Genomic DNA, 14,996 nt, shown 5'->3' with positions numbered 1-14,996 from the left:
GCAATTCGTTAGCATGGAAAAGTGCTTATATCGATCAGGAATGATGACTATGTCATTAGAACAGAACCACGAAATATGTACATGAAATTAGTGGAACTTCAGCTATTACACCGTTTTAGAAAGAATAACTGAAACGAGTTTACACGGTTAATTGAATTTTATTTCCTGATGGATCTTCTATGACAAACAATCCATCTTCAACTATATATGATGCGCCTAGATGCTGTAATTGTTCAATAACCTTTGCTATTGCTTCTTCATTTGGAAAAGTAAGAGTATACCAATTTATACCGACGCTATTTTCTCGTGGCTTCGAAGCACCTACTCCTTGCCATGTATTCAAGGCGATATGATGATGATAGTCACCGGTTGAAATGAAAACAGCTTGAGGATAATGACTCACAACTGTAAAACCAAGTCCCTTCGTGTAAAACTCCTCTGCTTTCTGAAGATCGGCCACATGCAAATGAACATGCCCCATAACCGTGTCAGCAGGCAACCCATCCCAATCCATATCACTTACCGCTAATAGACTTTCTACATCTAATGGGTCAGAAACCATCTTGACTTCCCCATTAGACCAGGTCCATTCGATAGCTAGCCGATCTATATACACTTCTATGCCATTTCCGTCTGGATCTGTAATGTATAGAGCTTCACTTACAAGATGATCTGATGCTCCGAATCGAAGGCCTGTCTCAGATAAATGGCGTAAAAAGACAGATAAGTCAGCCCGTGTTGGTAACAAAAGTGCAAAGTGAAATAAACCGGTTTTCCCTTTTTCCTTTGGTAGTACATCAACCGGTTGCTCAATTGTTAATAATCCTATTTTACCATCCGCTGTTAAAACGGCTTTTCGATCTGTTTGCTCCAATATTTGAAATCCTATAACCTTTTGGTAAAATTCAAGCGATGAATTAAGATTTGTTACATTTATATTAACCTGTCCAACAAATATATTAGGCCTTTGATGAAAGTTTTTCATTTTTGCAATCAGCCTCTCTTCTATCTAGTATTGTTTCTTACTGTTCGTGATATGAGTTTTTCTTTTTTCTATTAAATATAGCTTGATCAACTGCCCAAATCTTACTTCCATTTATGGTTAAAAATATAGCGATTACTAAAAGTACAAGATCTAGTTCGTAGCCAACCTTTTCCCCCGTGCCTAAGAATCCAGCGGTGAGTTTAACCTTTAGAATTGCACCAACCATGATTATAGCTAGCAATGCAGAAACAACTCTCGTCCCTACGCCTAAAATGAGTGCCATTCCACCTATTAGTTCCACAGCCCCTACAAAGTATGCTAAAAACCCTGGAATTCCTATACTATCAAACCATCCTCCGGTATTTCCTATTCCATCTTGAAATTTAACGAACCCATGTACAAAAAAACTAATCCCTAACATTATTCTTAATAAAAATATGCTTATCTCTAATTTCTTCATCTTCATTTCCTCCTAAATTTTATTACTTAATTCATTCCAAAGTCATTGTGTTCCGGGCTTCGAAGATCATAAAAAGCCGTTGTGTCATCATCCCAAATTTTATGTACCAAAAGATTATTATTTCTATATAGGTGAACACTGTTTGTAAAAATAATTAACCTTCGCTTTCAATTGATTTCCAGTAGAAATTACAGTTTACGGAACGTAAGAAACCAAAACATAGCTAGACTCCCAATGGAATGCTCAAATATTTTAACAGCTCGTTCAATCCGCATAGCTAAACATCTGACTAATAAACTTCTCCTCCTTTCTCAAATATTACTATATCCCTAGTATTATTTTACTTTTTAAAACTATATATATGTTCGTGAAAAACATCAATAGCTTTATTATTAGTATATAACCCAATAATAAGTATCACTAGGTGAATAATAATTCTCTATAGGATAACATCATGCGAAAGTTCACGTCAATATATGTGTGTTATCATATAGTCAAACAACAATATTCTTGGAGGGATTAGAGTGGAAATCGGCTCGAAAATACGAGATATACGGAAGAGAAAGAAAATAACAATTGCCCAGATGAGCGAACAAATTGGACTCTCAAAAGGGTTCATAAGCAACATCGAAAACGATAATGCATCCCCCTCCCTAAATACGTTGCAAGAAATCGCCAGCTTCCTTGACGTTCCTCTACCCTATTTGCTGCTAGAAAAAAAGGAGCATATGAAAGTCATTAGGAAAGCCGATCGGGTATATACAACGTTTAACGGCATAAAAATTGAACATATTTCTACTCAAAGCGGCCTTCGCATGATGCACGTTGAATTACCCCCCGGTACATCGACTGGTCAAGCGATTGCCCACGAAGGTGAAGAGAGCCATGTCGTACTTAAAGGCACGGTCCTTGCTGAACAAGGTGAAGATTCTGTCATTGCAAAAGAAGGCGATTCATTCAGTTGGAATGCTAGTGTACCTCACTTTGTAAAAAACATCGGAGAAGAAGTGGCCGTCTTACTTATCGCTGTCTACTCCGAGGATAAAATCATATGACACTTCTTTTCATTTAATTTTTTCCAAGCAACTAGAACTGATTTAATCAAAAAATCGCAACACAAGTTTGACTTGTGTTGCGATTTTTATTTTACAGCTTTAGTATCCTCCAACTAAACAGGTCAATTTCAGATGCATTGGCTCTAATTAGTATATTTCTAACTCTGCAGAAATCGGGCAATGATCACTGCCCATGATTTCTGAATGAATGGCTGTTGTTTTTAGAGCTGACTGGAGACACTCTGAAATGATAATGTAATCGATACGCCAGCCGATATTTCGTGCACGTACGTCGCGCATATAAGACCACCACGTATAACTTCCTTCAAGATCCGGATTCATAAAGCGAAATGTATCAATGAATCCCTTGTCTAATAGCCGTGTCATTTTTCCACGTTCTTCATTCGTGAACCCTGAATTACCAATGTTTGATTTAACGTTGCGAATATCAATTTCTTCATGCGCTACGTTTAAATCTCCGCAATAGATGACTGGCTTGATGGCATCCAGCGACTGTAAATGCTCGAGTAATTCATCTTCCCATGCCAAACGAAGTGATAATCGTGCCAAGTCCCGTTGTGAATTGGGTGTATAACAATTGACGAGAAAGAACTCTTCAAATTCCAGCGTCAGTACTCGCCCCTCTGATTCGTGATCTAGATCATTCAATCCATAGCGTACAGAAAGAGGTATTTTCTTCGTAAACACTGCCGTACCGGAATATCCTTTTTTCTCTGCATAGTTCCAGTAGGATTCATAGCCATCGAAAGAAAGATCGATTTGTCCTTCTTGGCACTTGATCTCCTGGATACAGAATATATCTGCCTGTACTTGTTCAAAAAAGTCACTGAAACCTTTTTTTACACATGCTCTAATACCGTTCACGTTCCAAGATACTACTTTCAATACTACACAACCTATCTTTATTAATTGCCGTTAAAACTTACTGCTAATTTTGCTGCAAGTTCAGCGTTTGACTTCACCAATGCGATATTGGCTTCCAGGCTTTTACCGCCTGTCATTTCCTGAACTCTTTTTAACATATGTGGTGTAAGATTCTTCCCACTAATGCCCAGTTGTTCAGCTTCTTTAAGCGCATCTGAAACCAATCCATCCATATACTCTTGATCCATCGCATATTCTTCAGGAATTGGATTGGCGATAATCGCACTTCCCTCCAAACCTAGATTCCATTTAACACGCAACATCTCTGCTATCATGTCGATTTCATCTACTCGATAATCTACATGATGTGCACTGCTTCTTGTGTAAAACGCAGGGAATATGTCTGTTTGATAGCCCATTACTGGCACACCTTTTGTTTCCAAATACTCAAGTGTTTTACCGAGATCTAAAATAGATTTCGCTCCTGAACAAACAACTGCTACACTTGTGCGTGCGAACTCTTCAAGATCAGCTGAAATATCCATCGTGTGTTCCACACCCCTATGGACACCACCAATGGCTCCGGTGGTGAATACACGGATTCTCGCCAAGTCTGCAAAGAACATCGAGGCAGCAACCGTCGTTGCACCCGGTTTTTTAGTAGCGATTAAATAACTGATGTCGCGTCTAGATGCTTTGATAACACCCTTGCTGTCTCCGAACCGTTCTAATTCCTCATCAGATAGCCCGATTTTTATTTTACCGTCCATAATGGCAATGGTTGCCGGAACCGCTCCATGATCTCGCACAATTTGCTGAACTTCACGTGCGGCTTTCACATTTTCAGGATACGGCATGCCGTATGTAATAATTGTAGATTCCAATGCGACCAGCGGCTTGCCGTATTTCATCGCTTCTTTCACTTCTTCAGAATACGAAACATATCTTCTCATCAAGAATCTTCCCCTTTACCGTTCAATCCCTATATATTCATACTAATCATTATACACAGTTTATTCAATGCTCTTTGTCGATTATTTGGTCAATAGAGTAGCTTTCCAAATCCCATCCTGTCTCATGATCTAAAACTAGCTCGGATAAAAGCTTGCCAAGAAGAGGTCCTACTGTTAAACCTGATGAACCAAGACCATTGGCAATCCACACCTCCGGATGATCAGGCAATTGACCAATGACCGGCATGAAATTTGGTGTATGTGGACGGATGCCCACACAAACTTCAGCCAATTCCGCCTGACGCAGCTCAGGGGCAATTGGTAACGCATTCGATAATATTTCCAATATACCACCAGCTGTCGGTTGAATATCGAAATCATCTGTATCCTCGTGCGTCGCGCCCGCTACGAATCTGCCGTCTTGGAAAGGTACGAGATACTGAGTGCTCGGTGGCATAATGACCGGCCATTCACCTGACGCCTCATTATTTGATTGTAAATGAAGGATTTGCGCTTTCTGTCCTGCTACTTGTATCTTCTTACCTAACGGCTCTGTAAATTCACTAGCCCAGGCACCTGCCGCTATGATAATTTGATCTCCTTCAATAATTTGCCCATCAACGATAACACCACAAACTTTCCCTTCTTTTATGTACGGTATTGCGGAGCCTTTTATACTTTTCACACCACGTGTAACTGCCACACGTACTAATGCACGAAGTAGCTGATCTCCCTCTACTTTGGCAGCGCCAGAAATACGGACCGCTGCATATTCTTCAGATAACAACGGGAAATAGCTAGCCGCCTGCTCTGTATCCAGTAATTCCACTTCCCCGATCTCGGGAGCGTGTTCTTTTCTTTTATTCAACAACTCGACTTTTTTCTCTAAACGACTTATATCGGTGTGAATCGCCAAGGCACCAACTTTCTTGTATCCTGTTTCCAGCTCGCCCTGTTCTTCCAATGAACGAATGAATTCAGGATAATAGGCAGCTCCAGCTGACGCTAATGCATACCAAGCTTTATTACGGCGCTGAGATGCCCATGGACAAATAATGCCTGCTGCAGCTTTTGTGGCCTGTCCTGGCTCCTGTCTATCGATTAAAACGACTTCTGCATGTTGCATAGACAAGTGATAAGCAGCAGAAGCTCCAACGATTCCAGCACCTACAATTACTATTTTCTTCATGGAAATCTGCTCCTTTTTATAATAGTTTTGAATATCGACAAACTTTCCACTTTATTTTTTCTGAAAAAGCAGTATAATTACACTATTCGAACTAAAGGTTTCGGAATATTCTATATCTTAAGGGGTTTTGATGATTATGACGAGATTACCTATGCAAATTCAACTTGCACAAAATAAAAAAGAAAAGCCAGATCCTAGCACTTTAGTTTTCGGGAAATCATTTACAGACCACATGCTCATTATAGACTATGAGGAAGGCAAAGGTTGGCATAATCATCGCATTACTCCTTACGCTCCTTTAATGCTCGATCCAGCTGCAATCGTTTTGCATTACGGACAAACGGTTTTTGAAGGAATGAAGGCGTATCGTTCTGAAGAAGGAACCATTCGTTTGTTCCGTCCAGATCAAAATATGAAGCGCCTGAATTATTCTCTTGATCGTCTATGTATGCCCCGGATCGATGAAGAGAACGCATTATACGCACTTAATCAGTTGTTGCAAATCGAGCAGGATTGGATTCCTACGCTTGAAGGAACCTCATTATATATCCGCCCATTTGTCATAGCAACAGAAGCTTTCCTAGGTGTAGCACCAGCGAAAAGTTATCAGTTTTACATGATTCTGTCCCCTGTTGGCTCGTACTATAAAGAAGGAATTCATCCTGTGAAAATTCTCGTGGAAAATGAATTCGTCCGTGCTGCAAAAGGTGGAACCGGTAGCGCTAAAACGGCTGGTAACTACGCATCCGCTTTAAAGGCACAGGAGACAGCAGACAACCAAGGCTACTCCCAAGTTTTATGGCTCGATAGCGTCGAGCGTAAATACGTGGAAGAAGTAGGCAGCATGAATATCTTCTTCAAAATCAACGGTGAAGTCGTGACACCCGCAATTAACGGGAGCATCCTTGAAGGAATAACACGAAAATCGATATTGCAATTGCTGAGACACTGGAATATGCCAGTAGCAGAGCGCCAAATCTCGATGGATGAAATAAGATCTGCCTATGAAAGTGGAGAACTGGAAGAAGTATTCGGCACAGGTACAGCTGCTGTTATTTCCCCTGTTGGTGAACTGAATTGGGACGGTTATAAAATGATCATCGGTAACGGTCTAACGGGTGAACTATCTTCTCGTCTTTATAACACGCTAACGAATATTCAAACAGGTAAAGAACAAGATCCATTTGATTGGGTATATGAAATCAAGAAACATATAGCAAGGCTTGCCTAAGACGACAAAAGAGCCCCTGTTTTTCCACAACCGGAAAACAGGGGCTTTTGTTTATACAGAAAGTAAAGCTGCATCACTAGTAAGTTGCTCTCCACGAATGCGTTGAAATTCATCCATCAATTTTGCAATCGTCAAGTGCTGTTTCTGCTCTTCTTCCACTTCTAGGATAATTTGACCTTTATCCATCATAATCAAACGATTTCCAAGGTCGAGTGCCTGTTGCATGTTATGCGTTACCATCAACGTCGTCAGTTGATCTTTCTCAACTAAACGTTTCGTTAAATCGGTAATCAGCTCTGCACGGGACGGGTCAAGCGCTGCTGTATGCTCGTCCAGCAACAATATAGAAGGCTGCGTAAAAGTTGCCATCAACAATGACAATGCTTGACGCTCGCCACCTGACAATAATCCAACATTCGCTGTCATCCGATTTTCGAGATTCAAGTGCAATGTTTCAAGTGATGTACGGAATAAATCTTTTCGTTTCTTATCTACTCCGCGATGCAATGAACGACGCCGGTTACGGGAATAAGCCATTGCCAAATTCTCTTCAATTGTCATAGTAGGTGCTGTACCTGACATCGGATCTTGAAAAACGCGCCCGATCATTTTAGATCGTTTGAACTCTGCCAAACGCGTGACATCTTTATTATCAATATAAATAGAACCAAAATCCGGTGTCAATGCGCCTGATATCATATTCATCATGGTCGATTTCCCTGCACCGTTACTTCCGATCACAGTAACGAAATCACCCGGTTGTAAATGCAAGTTAATCTGGTCAAGCGCTACTTTTTCATCAGGAGTCGATTCATTAAATATTTTATTGACTTGAACCAGCTTCAACAACGCTATGACCTCCTTGTGATGACTTTATTGCCATTCGTTCAGCTTGTCTTTTCGCTTTACGTGATTTTTCCCGTCTCTTTTCAAGAATCTGTGGAATAATCAATGCGGCGATTACAATGACTGCAGTGATCAATTTCATATCACCTGAATCGAGAATTTTCACGCGTAGTGATAGACCGATTACGATACGATAGATGACTGCACCGATAACTACCGCCAACGTGGTGCGGAAAATAGTTTTGGTTCCGAAGATTGCTTCTCCGATAATAACAGAAGCCAATCCGATAATAATCATACCAATTCCCAAGCCGTTATCTGCGAATTTCCCATGTTGTGCGATCAAAGAACCTGAGAAAGCTACTAATGCATTAGAAATTCCCAGTCCGAGAATAACGAGTGTATCTGTATTGGCAGAGAAGCTGCGAATCATTTTTTTATTATCGCCAGTTGCACGGATGGCCAAACCGACTTCGGTTTGCAAGAACCAGTCCGCAATGAATTTAATGATCACGACAACTAAAATCATCAATACTAATGTTCCCCAAGTCGATGGTAAATGTTCCAAGCCGAGACCTGCTAAGAAGCCATTGATTGCTTCATCAATTCCTAGACTACTCCAGAAACCTTGGAACTTACTGAAAATCGTTTCTGAATTTAAAAGCGGAATATTCGGGCGGCCTACTGAACTTTCGGTAGTCAGTCCCATTATCCGAAGATTTATCGAGTAAAGAGCTATCATCATGAGGATTCCGGATAGAAGTGGATTGATTTTTCCTTTGGTATGTAATAAACCTGTTATACATCCAGCAAAAAAGCCGACCAAGATCGCGGTAAGTGTTGCAACAAGTGGATGATAATCAAATACAATCATCGTAGCCGCTACTGCAGCACCTGTTACAAAACTTCCATCCACTGTTAAATCTGGAAAATCAAGCACCCGAAATGTTAAATACACTCCGAGTGCCATGATCGCATAGATGATACCCTGCTCAACTGAGCCAAATACAGCTGAAAACATGCAAGATCATCTCCTAATTGTATTTATTCTGCTACTTCTGCATTCCAATCATCTTGAATCTTCAAGCCGATTGCGTTTGCAGTCTCTTCATTCATCACTAACTTTAAGTTCTGTGGTAATTGAACAGGTAATGATTCAGGCGTTTCTTCACCCGTTAGAATCTTTACTGCCATTTCACCCGCCTCATAGCCGATGTCGTAATACTCAAAGCCGTATGCTCCAAGTCCACCACGTTTCACAGAATCAAATTCACCAACCATCATCGGAATCTTATTGTCGTTCGCAACAGAGATGACCGATTCTAGTGCTGATACTACTGTGTTATCTGTGATGATATAGAATGAATCTACTGAACCGATTAATGATTCAGCTGCTTGTTTTACGTCTGCTGAAGTCGCAACAGATGCTTCTACAACTTCCATATCCATATCTGCAAGAATTTCTTTTACATGATCCACTTGTAAGCGAGAGTTTTGTTCTCCTGAGTTAAAGATCATGCCTACTTTTTTTGCAGCTAAGTTTTCTTTTAAGAATTTCATTGTATTTGGAATAGCATCCGGATGGTTATCAGTAGTTCCTGTAACGTTTCCACCTGGTTCTTCGTTAGATGCAACAAGTTCCGCTGCTACTGCATCCGTAACGGATGTAAAGATGATTGGAATATCTTGTGTCGCACTAGCTGCTGCCTGTGCACTTGGTGTAGAGTTAGCAAATATTAAATCTACGCCTGCGCCTGCTAAGTTGTTGGCAATTGTTGAGTTGGAACTATTATCATTTTGCGCATTTTGCTTGTCATATTCGACATTCAATCCTGCATCTTCAATCGCCTTTTGGAACCCTTCAAACGCCGCATCTAAAGACGGGTGTTCAACAATTTGTGTAACACCAATTATGTATTTTTCTTCAGTGCTTGCTTTGTCATCATTTTTATCATCTGCTACTGAATCAGATGACTCCTTTTTCCCACCACACGCAGCTAGAATGAGCACGATACTGAATAGTGCAGCTACATAAGTCACCCAACGTTTCTTCATGTAAATCCCCCTCAACTATTATCTATTACCGGTTCGAAGTATTCAGAAAAGGTAATAATTATACGTAATCGTACCCTTAACAAAGTTATTCGTCAATGCATTATTCAATATTTTTCGTGAATTCTAACAAGTTTACTAACATTTTGCTGTAATCTTTCATATATTGCAATAATTTCACTAGGAATTGAGTAATCCACAAAAAAAGTAGTGATGCGAGTATTATATTCGCATCACTACTTTTGGTTATTTACTAAACTCGTAATTCAGGAATCTCTTTGTACGCATTTCTTTCGGTGATTTGATCACTTCTTCTGGAGTACCCGATTCAATGATCATTCCGTCGTCCATAAAGATTACATGATTCGCGACACTGCTTGCAAATTCCATTTCATGCGTCACCACAATCATCGTCATATGCTCTTCCGCAAGGTTTTTCATAACTTGCAATACTTCTTTCGTCAATTGCGGATCTAAAGCAGAAGTCGGTTCATCGAATAATAAAATATCCGGATCCATCATCAATGCTCTCGCAATCGCTACACGTTGTTTCTGGCCACCCGAGAGTCGTGAAGGTAATTCATCAGCTTTTGAAGCCAATCCGACTTTCTCAAGTAACTCGATACTTCTATGCCCATAATCGTTAGCTTTTTCTTTCTTCACAAGTTTCGGCGCCAATTCCAAGTTCTGTTTTACAGTTAAATGAGGAAACAGGTTAAATTGTTGAAATACCATTCCCATTTTAGAATTAATTATTTTACTATCTGTAGGGTTTGTGTAAATGCCATCTTTAACTAGGTAATCCCCATCCACTCTAATACTTCCGCCACCGACTTGCTCCAGTTGAATTAAACTTCTCAACATCGTACTTTTTCCAGAACCCGAAGGTCCGATAATTGCCATTACATCATTTTTTTGAACATCAAACGATATATCCTTCAATACTTCCAATGGACCGAATGATTTCTGTAAGTTACGTACTTCAATGAAAGACATAGTTTTCTCTCCTCATTCGTATTGCAGCTTTCTCTCTAAATACTTAAACACTACAGTCAAACCGAATGCTATCAGCAAGTAAATCCCCGCTGCAATGAAGAACGGAATGATTGTGAAGTCTCTGTTTACGACTGTTTGCGCATAGTGTAGCAACTCAGGAACAGCTACCGCATATAAAAGCGCCGTATCTTTTACTAAAGATACCGATTCATTCGCAATTGGCGGTAGCGTAACACGAAACATTTGCGGCAAGATGACTCGCACCGTTGTTTGCCATTTCGATAATCCAAGTACTTGGGAAGCCTCATATTGTCCTTTATCGATGGAAATTAATCCACCACGGAATATTTCAGCAAAGTACGCTGAATAGTTTAAAATGAACGCTATTGTAGCCGCAACAAAACGGTCAAAAACTAAATACTCACCAATTACCGGCAGAAGTGGTAAACCAAATACAAAGAACAATAGCTGTAATAACAAAGGGGTCCCACGCATGACGTATATAAAAGTCTGCGCCAAATAAGAAATTGGTTTAATACTACTTCTTACGGCAAGTGTCAACAAGAATCCGAGTGGAATAGATAAGACGATCGCTATTACAAATAATAGGACAGTCGCTTTAGCTCCTTCCAACATGGGGATCAGCATGGACATAAAATATTCATAACTCATTAGTAAATTCCTCCAAAAAACCATTCAAGGTTTTATGTACTTCTCTTACAATACAAATACCAACGGAAGTCATAATTACAACTTCCGTTGACATCACTTATTCTACTACTCAGCGTAGAACTTTGTCTTCTCCGAACCATTCTGTAGAAATTTCAGCTGAAGTACCATCTTCGTTCATTGTATCCAATGCCTTTTGAAGATTTTCAAGCATTTTTTCATTGCCTTGTTTCACTCCAACGCCATACTCTTCCACTGCCAATGATCCATCAACTTTTGCAAAGACACCTTCTTCATTAGTCATATAGTAATCAATGACGACTTCATCCAGAACAACTGCATCTAGCCGACCAGTTTTTAAATCTGTTAACGCTAGAACATTATCCGCAAATTCTGTAATGTTTTTTAATTTTTCGTGAATCGGGTGGCTTTCTAGTGCTGGCCCAGCTGATGATAATGCTTGCACGCCTACCGTTTTTCCATCTAAATCTTCAATTGCTTTGACATCAGAGTCTACTAACGTCACGATAACTTGATTATTATCCAAATAAGGCTTCGTGAATAGTACTTTTTCTTGACGCTCTTTCGTGATCGTATAGCCGTTCCAAATTAAATCGATTCGTCCACTACTAAGTTCCGTCTCTTTCGTCTTCCAATCGATCGGTTGGAATTTTGCTGTAGAGCCCATATGCTCAGCCGCTGCTGTCGCCATATCAATATCAAAGCCGACTAAATTATTTTTATCGTCACGGAATCCCATAGGTGCGAATTTGTCATCTACACCGATGATAATTTCTTTCGTGTCTCCATTACCGGTTTCCGTTGAAGGCTTTTCACCGCTTGAAGACTTGTCCGAACATCCTGCTAGCACTAGGAATAATGCTGCGAATAATAAAGCAATAGTGGTCTTTTTCATTGGTTTTCCTCTTTTCTTTACTCTTTAGTACGTTAATGAGTTAGTATACTATAAAAATAACATTAGATACACAAAATGAAAAGTAGCAAAGTAAAAAAACTGAAGGCAATCTCCATATTACAGGAGTTGTCTTCAGTCCAAGAATGCGCTATGACTATTCTCTTTTCGTTATTTACTTCTCCTAAACACTTTGTGTCCATCATATGAAAATACTAAAGGCTTGTTCTCAAGTATCGTTTCGATATGCACGATGCGTCCCCAAAGCTGATGTATATGAGGTAAAACATGTTCTAAATATGGCAAATCAAGTTCAGTGTCTTCATAGCGGTGAATAAGATACAGTTCACCATTACGCATATAGTCCCCATCGTCTACTACTATATAAGGAAAACCACCGTTCACTCGCTGTCCAATTAACTGATTCCGGACAGCATCGGTCTGTTTGTCAGAGATTTTGTATTGGTCTTCCTGCTTTTGAAATACATACAGATCCTCTTGTTTGATGAGGTCGTCCGTCAAGTAATTTCGAATGAAGGATGTATCATTTTCGATTTCACGCGCTTCGAATATTTTTTCCCGTCCCGTCATCGCTTCTTCTCCACGTGAAGTGGCTTCTTTAGCTAAAACATCGTAGCGCTTCTCAATATCCTCATACATTTTAACACCGAGATAATACGGATTAATGGAGGTCTTAGAAGGCTGTAGTACACTAGCATTAAGTTTTGCAAACTCAATTGTTTCTGAAGGCGTTAAATCCATTTGTCGGAGGATGGTTTGATGCCAATAAGAAGCCCACCCTTCATTCATGATTTTCGTTTCCAACTGCGGCCAGAAATAGAGCATTTCCTCACGTAACATCGTCAAGATGTCCGATTGCCATTCCGTTAGATTACGACTATTTTCTAGAATAAATAATAAGATGTCCTTTTCTTGTTCCTTCGGATTCTTTTTGTGCATTTCAATCGCTTGCTGCCCGGGAATTGTCCGTTGATCCAGGTCCCATAAATCTTCATATGCTGATCTACGGGGTTGTTGGACAATAAACGGTGCCGGGATGATGTCTCGCATCATACTAGGATCTACATGTTCTTGAATGGCTAATACCGCATCAAGAAACGTTTCCACGCATTTCTTTCCGTAACGTACCTCATAGTCTGCAATTCGTTCGGCTGTAGCCGCCATGCTTTCAACCATGTCTTTACGCGTCTTAGAGAAATAGATATTATTCTTGAAGAAGTCACAATGCGCTAATACATGCGCAATGATTAATTTATTTTGAATTAAACTATTCGTATTCAATAAAAATGCATAACAAGGATTTGAATTTATCACTAGCTCATAGATTTTGCTTAAACCGATATCATATTGCAGCTTCATCTTATGAAATTGTTTACCAAAACTCCAATGTGTGAAACGCGTAGGCATTCCATAGGCACCAAACGTATACAGAATATCCGCTGGGCAAATTTCATACCGCATCTGATAAAAATCGAGTCCAAACCCACTGGCAATCTCCGTGATCTCATCAATTGCATAATATAGTGCCCGTTGATCAGTCAGCGTAATCCCTCCGTTCGCTTTTCGAAAAACTTCTTGAGCGCAAAGTAGACATCGCGATTTTTTTGCAAGATATAATAATTGAATTTGGGATGTTCAATTGATTTATACGCAGACATCAACGTTGACATTCTACGATGTTCATTGACTTCGGCATATCCAAACATATTCGATATCGCCAATAATTCATCCACGTGTTCCAAACACTTCTTATTGTCACTCGTCATATTCTCCCCGTCCGAAAAATGTACAGGATAGATATTATAACTAGTTGGTGGATAAGATTCCTTAATAACTTCCAACGCCTTACTATAGGCAGATGAACATCTGGTCCCGCCACTTTCTCCTTTGTTGAAGAAGTTTTCCTCTGATACTACTTTTGCTTCCGTATGATGCGCAATGAATTCAATTTCTACCGTTTCATACTTTGTCCGTAAAAACTTTGTCATCCAAAAGAAGAAACTTCGTGCCATATACTTCTCAAATTTACCCATTGAACCACTCGTGTCCATCATTGCGATGACAACCGCTTTAGATTGCGGTTTTTCCACGGGATTCCAAGTTTTAAACCGTAGATCATCTCCTAGAATTGGAGCAACTTCAGCTTTTCCTTTCATCGCATTACGTTTTATAGCAGATAATAAAGTCCGTTTTTTATCAATATTACCGATTAGTCCCTTTTTACGGATGTCCGTGAAATCAATATCTTCAATCGTTGTTACTGATTGTTCTTTTTGTTCCAAGTCTGGCAGCTCTAATTCCTTAAAGAACATCTCTTCCAACTCTTCAATCGAGATTTCCGTTTCATAGATATCTTGCCCCGGCTGATCGCCTGCTTCTTTTCCGTCACCTGGCTGCGCCTTCTTTTCTCCTTGCGCCACTACGTCTCCTACCGCACTGTCACCTTCGCCTTGGCCAACGTGCTTGGACTTGTCGTGGTTGTAACGAATTTTAAATTCATCTAGTGAGCGAATTGGAATCTTCACCATGTCTTTTCCATTTGAAAGTATGATGTTCTCTTCACTAATCAAGTCGGGTAAGTTACTTTTTAGTACTTCATTTATTTTATCTAGATGGCGTTGCTGGTCCTGGTGGCCTTTGCGATGGAGAGACCAATTTTCTTCAGTGACAACGAATCGACTTTTCTGGTTTTCTTCCACTCGTATCCCCGCCTATCTTTCGAACAATTTGTTTCCCTATCA

General features: G+C 40.0%; 15 protein-coding genes. 2 read left to right on the top strand and 13 right to left on the bottom strand.

Translation table 11 applies throughout. From position 1 onward, the window contains the following. Positions 1-139: 139 nt before the first annotated feature. Positions 140-985, bottom strand: coding sequence for a VOC family protein (locus CSV72_RS00865; RefSeq protein ID WP_099676718.1), 846 nt, complete (start codon positions 983-985; stop codon positions 140-142). 37 nt (positions 986-1,022) lie between these two features. Further along, positions 1,023-1,445, bottom strand: a complete 423-nt coding sequence (locus CSV72_RS00860) for a DoxX family protein (RefSeq protein WP_099676717.1) — start codon at positions 1,443-1,445, stop codon at positions 1,023-1,025. A gap of 524 nt (positions 1,446-1,969) precedes the next feature. Between CSV72_RS00860 and CSV72_RS00855 the strand changes: the two genes are divergently transcribed. Beyond that, on the top strand, positions 1,970-2,500 hold the full coding sequence (locus tag CSV72_RS00855; RefSeq protein ID WP_099633273.1) for a helix-turn-helix domain-containing protein: 531 nt from the start codon (positions 1,970-1,972) through the stop codon (positions 2,498-2,500). A gap of 147 nt (positions 2,501-2,647) precedes the next feature. Here CSV72_RS00855 and CSV72_RS00850 read toward each other — a convergent pair whose 3' ends face one another. From CSV72_RS00850 to CSV72_RS00840, 3 genes are all read right to left on the bottom strand, one after another. Then, positions 2,648-3,406 carry an exodeoxyribonuclease III gene (locus CSV72_RS00850; RefSeq protein WP_099676716.1) on the bottom strand — a complete coding sequence of 253 codons (759 nt, stop codon included), beginning with the start codon at positions 3,404-3,406 and terminating at the stop codon, positions 2,648-2,650. Between the two features lie 20 nt (positions 3,407-3,426). Further along, the gene (locus tag CSV72_RS00845; RefSeq protein WP_099676715.1) at positions 3,427-4,338 is read right to left on the bottom strand and encodes a pseudouridine-5'-phosphate glycosidase; all 912 of its coding nucleotides are present in this window, start codon (positions 4,336-4,338) and stop codon (positions 3,427-3,429) included. Between the two features lie 64 nt (positions 4,339-4,402). Then, positions 4,403-5,527, bottom strand: a complete 1,125-nt coding sequence (locus tag CSV72_RS00840; protein ID WP_099676714.1) for an NAD(P)/FAD-dependent oxidoreductase — start codon at positions 5,525-5,527, stop codon at positions 4,403-4,405. 136 nt (positions 5,528-5,663) lie between these two features. On the opposite strand from CSV72_RS00840, the gene CSV72_RS00835 reads away from it, so the two are divergent. After that, positions 5,664-6,758 (top strand): branched-chain amino acid aminotransferase, encoded by a 1,095-nt coding sequence (locus CSV72_RS00835; protein ID WP_099676713.1) that lies wholly within the window; start codon positions 5,664-5,666, stop codon positions 6,756-6,758. 51 nt (positions 6,759-6,809) lie between these two features. Here CSV72_RS00835 and CSV72_RS00830 read toward each other — a convergent pair whose 3' ends face one another. The 8 genes from CSV72_RS00830 to yhbH all read right to left on the bottom strand — a co-directional run bounded on the left by CSV72_RS00830 (position 6,810) and on the right by yhbH (position 14,954). Beyond that, positions 6,810-7,607, bottom strand: coding sequence for an ABC transporter ATP-binding protein (locus CSV72_RS00830; protein ID WP_099676712.1), 798 nt, complete (start codon positions 7,605-7,607; stop codon positions 6,810-6,812). After that, positions 7,582-8,625, bottom strand: a complete 1,044-nt coding sequence (locus CSV72_RS00825) for an ABC transporter permease (RefSeq protein WP_099676711.1) — start codon at positions 8,623-8,625, stop codon at positions 7,582-7,584. The genes CSV72_RS00830 and CSV72_RS00825 overlap by 26 nt, the downstream gene beginning before the upstream one ends. Before the next feature lie 23 nt (positions 8,626-8,648). Beyond that, the gene (locus CSV72_RS00820) at positions 8,649-9,659 is read right to left on the bottom strand and encodes an ABC transporter substrate-binding protein (RefSeq protein WP_099676710.1); all 1,011 of its coding nucleotides are present in this window, start codon (positions 9,657-9,659) and stop codon (positions 8,649-8,651) included. A 243-nt stretch (positions 9,660-9,902) separates the two neighbouring features. Continuing rightward, positions 9,903-10,652, bottom strand: a complete 750-nt coding sequence (locus CSV72_RS00815; RefSeq protein WP_099676709.1) for an amino acid ABC transporter ATP-binding protein — start codon at positions 10,650-10,652, stop codon at positions 9,903-9,905. 12 nt (positions 10,653-10,664) lie between these two features. Then, complete coding sequence (locus CSV72_RS00810) at positions 10,665-11,324, bottom strand: amino acid ABC transporter permease (RefSeq protein ID WP_099633265.1); 660 nt, start codon at positions 11,322-11,324, stop codon at positions 10,665-10,667. Between the two features lie 109 nt (positions 11,325-11,433). Continuing rightward, entirely contained in the window at positions 11,434-12,237 is an 804-nt protein-coding gene (locus CSV72_RS00805) for an amino acid ABC transporter substrate-binding protein (protein ID WP_099676708.1), read from the bottom strand. A gap of 168 nt (positions 12,238-12,405) precedes the next feature. Further along, on the bottom strand, positions 12,406-13,803 hold the full coding sequence (locus tag CSV72_RS00800; RefSeq protein WP_099676707.1) for a SpoVR family protein: 1,398 nt from the start codon (positions 13,801-13,803) through the stop codon (positions 12,406-12,408). Then, positions 13,794-14,954: a sporulation protein YhbH gene (gene yhbH / locus CSV72_RS00795; RefSeq protein ID WP_099676706.1), complete on the bottom strand. Its 1,161-nt coding sequence runs from the start codon at positions 14,952-14,954 to the stop codon at positions 13,794-13,796. Before yhbH ends, CSV72_RS00800 begins: the two co-directional genes overlap by 10 nt. Positions 14,955-14,996 lie beyond the last annotated feature (42 nt).

Origin of the sequence: Sporosarcina sp. P20a (genome assembly GCF_002743175.1) — a bacterium.
Taxonomy (GTDB): domain Bacteria; phylum Bacillota; class Bacilli; order Bacillales_A; family Planococcaceae; genus Sporosarcina.
The sequence above is the reverse complement of the archived record's forward strand: the minus strand, read 5'-3'. Positions and strand labels throughout refer to the sequence as shown.

Excerpts from the sequence above, each read along its gene's own strand:
- CSV72_RS00865 (WP_099676718.1), bottom strand. The coding sequence starts at position 985 with ATGAAAAACTTTCATCAAAGGCCTAATATATTTGTTGGACAGGTTAAT.
- CSV72_RS00805 (WP_099676708.1), bottom strand. The coding sequence starts at position 12,237 with ATGAAAAAGACCACTATTGCTTTATTATTCGCAGCATTATTCCTAGTG.
- CSV72_RS00835 (WP_099676713.1), top strand. The coding sequence starts at position 5,664 with ATGACGAGATTACCTATGCAAATTCAACTTGCACAAAATAAAAAAGAA.
- CSV72_RS00820 (WP_099676710.1), bottom strand. The coding sequence starts at position 9,659 with ATGAAGAAACGTTGGGTGACTTATGTAGCTGCACTATTCAGTATCGTG.
- CSV72_RS00825 (WP_099676711.1), bottom strand. The coding sequence starts at position 8,625 with ATGTTTTCAGCTGTATTTGGCTCAGTTGAGCAGGGTATCATCTATGCG.
- CSV72_RS00840 (WP_099676714.1), bottom strand. The coding sequence starts at position 5,527 with ATGAAGAAAATAGTAATTGTAGGTGCTGGAATCGTTGGAGCTTCTGCT.
- CSV72_RS00815 (WP_099676709.1), bottom strand. The coding sequence starts at position 10,652 with ATGTCTTTCATTGAAGTACGTAACTTACAGAAATCATTCGGTCCATTG.
- CSV72_RS00810 (WP_099633265.1), bottom strand. The coding sequence starts at position 11,324 with ATGAGTTATGAATATTTTATGTCCATGCTGATCCCCATGTTGGAAGGA.
- CSV72_RS00845 (WP_099676715.1), bottom strand. The coding sequence starts at position 4,338 with ATGAGAAGATATGTTTCGTATTCTGAAGAAGTGAAAGAAGCGATGAAA.
- CSV72_RS00860 (WP_099676717.1), bottom strand. The coding sequence starts at position 1,445 with ATGAAGAAATTAGAGATAAGCATATTTTTATTAAGAATAATGTTAGGG.